The sequence below is a fragment of the Fructilactobacillus sanfranciscensis DSM 20451 genome, from assembly GCF_001436035.1.
Taxonomy (GTDB): Bacteria; Bacillota; Bacilli; order Lactobacillales; family Lactobacillaceae; genus Fructilactobacillus; species Fructilactobacillus sanfranciscensis.
Map to the genome: position 1 here is coordinate 96,232 of NZ_AYYM01000003.1, position 6,711 is coordinate 102,942.

Here is a 6,711-nt window from a genome sequence, read left to right on the forward strand (position 1 = left end):
TAAACGTTGTCGTTAACTTTTAGAAAAAAAGTTTTTTTACAAATGTTGGCAAAGTGGTTTTTTATTTTTACTTTTTACAATATAATTAAAGTATTGGACAAGAGTTATAAATGAAGTCACTATTTGGAGGATTTCAATTGACAAAAATGGTAGCAGATCCAAAAATTCCGGCATGGCGTCGAAATTTTCAGATTTCATTCCCACTAGATATTAGTTATATTCCGATTGGGTTAGCTAGTGGTATTTTATTACATGCAGCAGGTTTCAACTTTTTTAATACGTTGTTACTATCTATCTTGGTTTTTTCTGGTGGAGCTCAATTCTTGATTGCATCAATGTTAACCATTAATTCACCATTACTTACAATTGTATTAATGTTGTTTTTCTTGGAATTACGTTATGCATTATTAGGATCAAGTCTGTCGAAATATTTGCATGGGCAAAGCACGTTATTTACATTTTTATTTGCAGTTTCGATGAATGATGAAAATTATGCTGTAAACTATTTGAAATTTTCCACTGATAAAAAGTTCACACCTCGATATGCTTTGCAAATCGAGCACTGGTCACTATTCTTTTGGGCGATGAGTAACGTAGTTGGAAGCTTACTTGGTACAGCAATCCATATTGATTTAACGGTCGTTCATTTTGCTTTAACTGCTTTATTCTTATTTATGATTGTGATGCAAGTTAAGAACTTTTTGAAGATTTTTATTGCTTTATTAGCTGCAGGTTTGGCAATCTTTTTCTTAGTGATTACTAAATCAACGCTTGGTTTAGTTTGTTCGACGCTTTTGGCTTCTTTTGTTGGTTTCTTAATTGACAATTATCTCAGACGGCGACGGATTAAGACTCATCATAAGAGTCGCTTAATTAAGATGTTTAAGAACCCAGCTGGTACACCTAAAGAAGATTAGGGGAGGACTAAAAAATGGAATGGAACGGAATGCAATATTTTCTGTTAGTAATACTTTGTTTTTTTGTAGCGCTATTACCTCGATTTATCCCACTCTACATCTTCCGTGCTCGGAAAATTCCTAAATGGTTTAATGAATGGATGGAATTTGTGCCAATTTGTTTGTTTACTTCATTGGTAGTAAAAGACTTATTTATTACAAAAACTTACGATTTTACTTTACAAGGGCATTTTCCAGAATTGATTTCTAGTATAGTGGTAATTGCAATTGCTTTTTGGACGCGTTCCATGGCATTATCAGTTATCATTGGCTTAGGTTTGGCATTTCTACTCTCAATGTTTGTCTTTTAAAAATAAATGGTTCTAACTATTGGTTTAGTTAGAACCATTTTTGTTTAGTGAAGGAGTACGCTTAATTAAAAATTGGTATGATATAATGATAGGTAAATCAAGCCTTTTAATTTGTATGGAGGATTATTTTAATGAAAAAATGGATATCAGGGGTGATTACCCTAGTTGTAGTAATTTTGCTTGGTGGATGGATGTATATCGATCATGCTAACAAAGAAAATATCTACCAAACTAATCTTAAGAATGGGAATATAGTTTTGCAAAACCATGATTATAACCAAGCTAAAAAAGATTTTCAAAAGGCACTTGATGCTAAGCCAGATTCAAAAAAGGCCAACGGATCTGTTAGCCAAGTTGAAAAATATACTGATGGTGAGCGTCAATTAAGATCAAATGATTTTGTAACGGCTAAAAATTCATTTAAAATGGCAGCAAATGTTGAAAATGGATCAAAAGATTTAGCTAATCAGGCTCAACAAAAAATTAAAGAAGTTAAATTAATTACTGCTAATATTAATCAATTTAATAAAATTTACAAAGCTACAGTTCAACAACATAATGAAAAAAATTATCAACTTTCAAACGACACTTTGAATCAAATTTTGGATGACGATACAATTAATCAATCATATTATGCGGATGTATTAGCTAAAGCAAAAGATTTAAAAAAATCAAATGATAAATCAATCAATGCAGCGAATAAAGCAAAACTTAATAATAGCAACGCCAACAACGGTTCCAATAATGGGACAAACTCAGCAAATGGAAGTAGTAATGATTTAAGTCAATTTAATGTTTACACTAATCCTCAAGAATACGCAAATCGTTTTGTAAATAGTGGGACAAGTTCTAATACATCTACTGTTGATAATACTAATATTGCAAATGGTCCATTAAGTGTAACGAACGATCCTTACGATGTTTATACTAATCCTAATGAGTATTCAAACCGTTTTAACTAATTAGTAACAGGAGAAAACTGATGCAAGTACATTGGAATAATTTTATTAATAATGTTCGCTTAAGAAGAACTTTTGTATTGATGTTTATTATTTCAGTTTTGTATTTTTGTCGTGAAATGATGACAACTGTACTGCTGACTTTTATCTTTACATTACTAGTAACTAAAATGGTAGTAGCAATTCGAAAAAAGATTAAAATTCCAATTCCAATTTTGGTGATTATAATTTATGCCTTAATAGTAGGATTAATTACTTATGCTGCCATTAATTACTTGCCAACAATTGCTGATCAAACAGCTAAATATACTAAACAATTAGTTAATTTTTATCAGCATCCACGCCGAATTACTAATCCTCAGGTACGAGAAGTTGTTATCAAATTTATGCACAGCGTTAATGTTCCTCATCAAATTCAAGATAGTTTAGGAGTAATTTGGAGTTACATTACGAGCATTGGGACGGTTAGCTTTTCCTTATTTATGTCAATTCTTTTAAGCTTTTTCTTCACTTTAGAACTTGAACAAACGAAACGTTTTTCCGAGAAATTTCTAGATAGTACCTTTAGTTGGTTTTTCCAAGATTTACAATATTTTGGCAACATTTTTGTAAAGACTTTTGGGGTAGTGTTAGAAGTTCAATTTTTCATTGCAATTTGTAATACCGTGATTACCACTACTTGCTTAGCATTTATGCATATGCCGGAGTTAGCGTTATTCTCGCTTATGATTTTCTTTTTGAGTCTAATTCCTGTCGCCGGAGTAATTGTTTCTGTGATTCCTTTATCAATTGCGGGATACGCAGTGGGTGGTTTAAGATACATTGTGTATATTATGATTATTATTTTAGTGGTGCATGCAATTGAAGCTTATATTTTAAACCCTAAATTTATGTCAGCACGGACTGAGCTTCCAATTTTTTATACCTTTGTGGTGTTATTAATTGGAGAACATTTCTTAGGAACTTGGGGATTAATTGTTTCTGTTCCTATTTTTACTTTCTTATTAGATGTTTTTGGGGTTCAAAAGGTTAATCAAGTTAATAAAGATCGTGAAAAAAATCCCGGCTTCATAAGAAAATTGTTAAAAAAATATGTAAAATGATGTATTATGTAATACGTATACTAAATATAGATTTTAATTCGAAAGAGGTATAAACAATGGCTAAATTATGTTTAATTCGTCACGGACAAAGTGAATGGAACTTAGCAAACAAATTCACTGGATGGGTTGATGTTGATCTAAGTGAAGAAGGAGTTAAGCAAGCTAAACATGCAGGTAAGTTAATTGCCGATGCCGGTCTTGAATTTGACCAAGCTTACACTTCAGTTTTAAAACGTGCCATTAACACATTGCACTATGCTTTAGGTGAAAGTAACCAATTATGGATTCCAGAAATGAAATCATGGCGTTTAAATGAACGTCATTACGGTGCTTTACAAGGTCACAACAAAGAACGTGCTGCTGAAAAGTACGGTGCAGACCAAGTTCACATTTGGCGTCGTTCATATGATGTTTTGCCTCCACTATTGAGTGCCGATGATGAAGGTTCAGCAACTAAAGACCGTCGTTACGCTGATTTAGACCCACGTGCAATTCCTGCAGGTGAAAATCTTAAAACCACTTTGGAACGTGTAATTCCATTCTGGCAAGATGAAATTGCTCCTAAATTATTAGATCACAAGAACGTAATCATTGCTGCACATGGTAACTCATTACGTGCCTTAACTAAATACATCGAAGGTATTTCTGATGAAGATATCATGGATGTAGAAATTGCTACTGGTGATCCAATTGTTTACGACATTGACGAAAACTTAAACATCGTAAGCAAAACTAAGTTAGACGAAAACAGATAAATATTTAAAAAGTTTGTACTATAATTAGTGCAGGCTTTTTTATTGCACTAAAATCGTTGTCAGATTACTTGACAATCTTAAAAATGGTCGTATCATAGAACTTACTTTTAGTAATATACATGGGGGAATTTTATATGAACAAAAATCAAGCTGTTGATGCAAAGGGGAAACCGTACAATCGTACGATGTTTGTTCTTTTGTTATTAGTCGGGGCCTTTGTGGCTATCTTGAATCAAACGATTTTAGCAACTGCTTTTCCAACACTAATGCATGCTTTTAATATCAATACATCAACTGTTCAGTGGTTGACTACTGGATTTATGATGGTTAATGGTATTTTAATCCCGGTTAGTGCTTGGTTAAATACCAGATTTAATACTAAGTGGCTCTATTTAGGTGCCATGTTAATTTTTGAAATTGGGACAATCATGGCATATATGGCACCATCATTTGGTGTTTTATTTGCTGGTCGATTAGTTCAAGCTGTTGGAGTTGGTGTAATTATGCCATTACTTCAAACAGTTATGTTGACCATCTTCCCTGCTGACAAGCGTGGAGCTGCCATGGGAATGGCTGGAATGGTAATTGGACTTGCACCTGCCATTGGACCAACTCTTTCTGGTTGGATTATTGATAATTATCAATGGCGTGATTTATTTGGAATGTTAATTCCAATCGCAGCTCTTGTTTTAATATTTGGGTTAGTTTACATTAAGCCAGTCCTTAAAACAGAAAAATCAAAATTAGATGTACTATCATTAATTCTTTCTACCATTGGTTTTGGTAGTGCTTTATATGGATTTTCATCAGTTGGTAGCGACGGATGGGGTAGTCAAACTGTAATTGTTTCATTAGTTATCGGTGCTATTTTTGTTGGCTTATTCGTTTGGCGTCAATTAACCATGAAAGAACCATTCTTGAACCTTAATGTGTTCAAGTCTGCTGAATTTAGTATTGGGACAATGATTGCTTCAATCGTTTTCATGGCTATGATTGGTGTAGAAATGATTATTCCGCTTTACCTACAAATTGTACGTGGAATGACGGCTTTTGACTCTGGATTAACTCTTTTACCTGGTGCAATTATGATGGGAATTATGAGTCCTTTTACTGGTAAGATTTTTGATAAATATGGTGCTAAGAAATTAGCAATTGGTGGATTATTCTTAATATCATTAGGTACTTTCCCATTCATGTTCTTAACTAAGACCACTCCAGTTCATTACATCACAATGCTATATGTTGTTCGGATGTTTGGGGTAGCAATGGTTATGATGCCAGTTACAACTTCAGCAATGAATGCTTTACCAGTTACTATGATGAGTCATGGAACTGCCGTTAATAATACGGTTCGTCAAATCTGTGCTTCAATTGCTACTGCAATCATGGTATCAATTCTTGCTAATGTAACTACCGATAACATGCCAGCTAAACATATAATGAAGCTTAATCCAATTCACTATGTTAGTTTAGCAATTAATGCAACTTTGAAAGGTTATTCAGCTGCATTTGCGATTGCCTTTGGACTTAGTTTGATAGCATTCCTTGCTGGATTTATGTTAAAAAAAGGTCGAGTTACTACCATTAAAGTAGGTAAGGAGGACACTAAATAATGATTTTCTTACTATTAACGGTTTCCGTACTAGCGTTCTTTCTTTGCTGGAATTTGATTCCTAATCAAAAGGTTTCTAATGTTACTGGAGTCTTTTTTGCAATTTTATCAATTTTGTCAGTTCTTGCGATGATGGGTAATTTCAAATATCATTTTGGAATGGAACAACAAACCATTGTTACTAGAACAGAAATTGCTCCAGTAAAGCAAATGATGATTTTAAAACAACCAGTCGGTACTGATGGTTCTGAACAAGCTGTTATTTATAACAAAAAAGCAAGCCAAAAGAAACCAACTGTTGCTAAGCCAGCAATGGATACGAAAAATGTAATTAAAGAAAATGCTTCTAAGAATCAACTTGTAACTAAAGGAACTTATTGGGTTTACAAGAATGATTTTTATAAAGCGTTGTTTGAATTTGCTCAAAAGCATGAGTTAATTAAGCAAACCAAAACTTTTGAAGTTGAAAATGGAGTACTTGTAATGACACCTGATCAAGCCAAACGATTTGGTGCTAAGATGAAAGCAGAAGCTAAGGCAATGCAAACACCTGAAGCAATGGCAGCTGCCAAAGCTAAAGGAGCAGAATTTGTTCAAGGTAAGTTAACTGCTGACATGCAAAAGAATCCTAAAATGTCTGATGCACAAAAACAAAAGTTAACTAAAAAATATGCTGTGGAATTTCAAAAGCAAGTAAAAGCGCAATCTATGGCACAACTTTCACAAAAAGTTGCAGCTGAAATGAATCTTAAATAATTTAATTAGATTAGGAAGGAACTTCACATAAGTGAGGTTCCTTTTTTTATTTTTTGAAATTTTATTATCAGTTGAAAAATCATTTTAAAAAAATTGACTTTTCTTGACCATTTTTATTGACATTTAATTTGATTGGTAATATTATATTAATTGTCGCTGATAGTAAGACGTTTTCTATATAATTATTTTCTAAAAAAATTAATAATATATGTTGACAATTTCTCTATTAGCTAGTAACATATTATATGCACTGTAAATG

Annotated in this window: 7 protein-coding genes; all 7 read left to right on the top strand. The window is 32.8% G+C overall.

Annotation, left to right across the window (positions count from 1 at the left end; translation table 11 throughout):
* Positions 1-146: 146 nt before the first annotated feature.
* The 7 genes from FD36_RS02085 (at position 147) to FD36_RS02115 (ending at position 6,452) form a co-directional block, all read left to right on the top strand.
* Positions 147-917, top strand: a complete 771-nt coding sequence (locus FD36_RS02085; RefSeq protein WP_056957753.1) for an AzlC family ABC transporter permease — start codon at positions 147-149, stop codon at positions 915-917.
* Positions 918-931: 14 nt separating this feature from the next.
* A complete protein-coding gene (locus tag FD36_RS02090) occupies positions 932-1,267 on the top strand; it encodes an AzlD domain-containing protein (RefSeq protein WP_056957739.1) in 336 nt (111 codons plus the stop codon).
* Between the two features lie 131 nt (positions 1,268-1,398).
* The gene (locus FD36_RS02095; RefSeq protein ID WP_056957740.1) at positions 1,399-2,229 is read left to right on the top strand and encodes a hypothetical protein; all 831 of its coding nucleotides are present in this window, start codon (positions 1,399-1,401) and stop codon (positions 2,227-2,229) included.
* A 20-nt stretch (positions 2,230-2,249) separates the two neighbouring features.
* Positions 2,250-3,329, top strand: a complete 1,080-nt coding sequence (locus tag FD36_RS02100) for an AI-2E family transporter (protein ID WP_056957741.1) — start codon at positions 2,250-2,252, stop codon at positions 3,327-3,329.
* A 56-nt stretch (positions 3,330-3,385) separates the two neighbouring features.
* On the top strand, positions 3,386-4,084 hold the full coding sequence (locus tag FD36_RS02105; RefSeq protein WP_014081691.1) for a 2,3-diphosphoglycerate-dependent phosphoglycerate mutase: 699 nt from the start codon (positions 3,386-3,388) through the stop codon (positions 4,082-4,084).
* 134 nt (positions 4,085-4,218) lie between these two features.
* Positions 4,219-5,697 carry an MDR family MFS transporter gene (locus tag FD36_RS02110; protein WP_056957742.1) on the top strand — a complete coding sequence of 493 codons (1,479 nt, stop codon included), beginning with the start codon at positions 4,219-4,221 and terminating at the stop codon, positions 5,695-5,697.
* Positions 5,697-6,452: a DUF4811 domain-containing protein gene (locus tag FD36_RS02115; protein WP_056957743.1), complete on the top strand. Its 756-nt coding sequence runs from the start codon at positions 5,697-5,699 to the stop codon at positions 6,450-6,452. The genes FD36_RS02110 and FD36_RS02115 overlap by 1 nt, the downstream gene beginning before the upstream one ends.
* Positions 6,453-6,711 lie beyond the last annotated feature (259 nt).

Excerpts from the sequence above, each read along its gene's own strand:
- FD36_RS02090 (WP_056957739.1), top strand. The coding sequence starts at position 932 with ATGGAATGGAACGGAATGCAATATTTTCTGTTAGTAATACTTTGTTTT.
- FD36_RS02100 (WP_056957741.1), top strand. The coding sequence starts at position 2,250 with ATGCAAGTACATTGGAATAATTTTATTAATAATGTTCGCTTAAGAAGA.
- FD36_RS02110 (WP_056957742.1), top strand. The coding sequence starts at position 4,219 with ATGAACAAAAATCAAGCTGTTGATGCAAAGGGGAAACCGTACAATCGT.
- FD36_RS02115 (WP_056957743.1), top strand. The coding sequence starts at position 5,697 with ATGATTTTCTTACTATTAACGGTTTCCGTACTAGCGTTCTTTCTTTGC.
- FD36_RS02105 (WP_014081691.1), top strand. The coding sequence starts at position 3,386 with ATGGCTAAATTATGTTTAATTCGTCACGGACAAAGTGAATGGAACTTA.
- FD36_RS02095 (WP_056957740.1), top strand. The coding sequence starts at position 1,399 with ATGAAAAAATGGATATCAGGGGTGATTACCCTAGTTGTAGTAATTTTG.
- FD36_RS02085 (WP_056957753.1), top strand. The coding sequence starts at position 147 with ATGGTAGCAGATCCAAAAATTCCGGCATGGCGTCGAAATTTTCAGATT.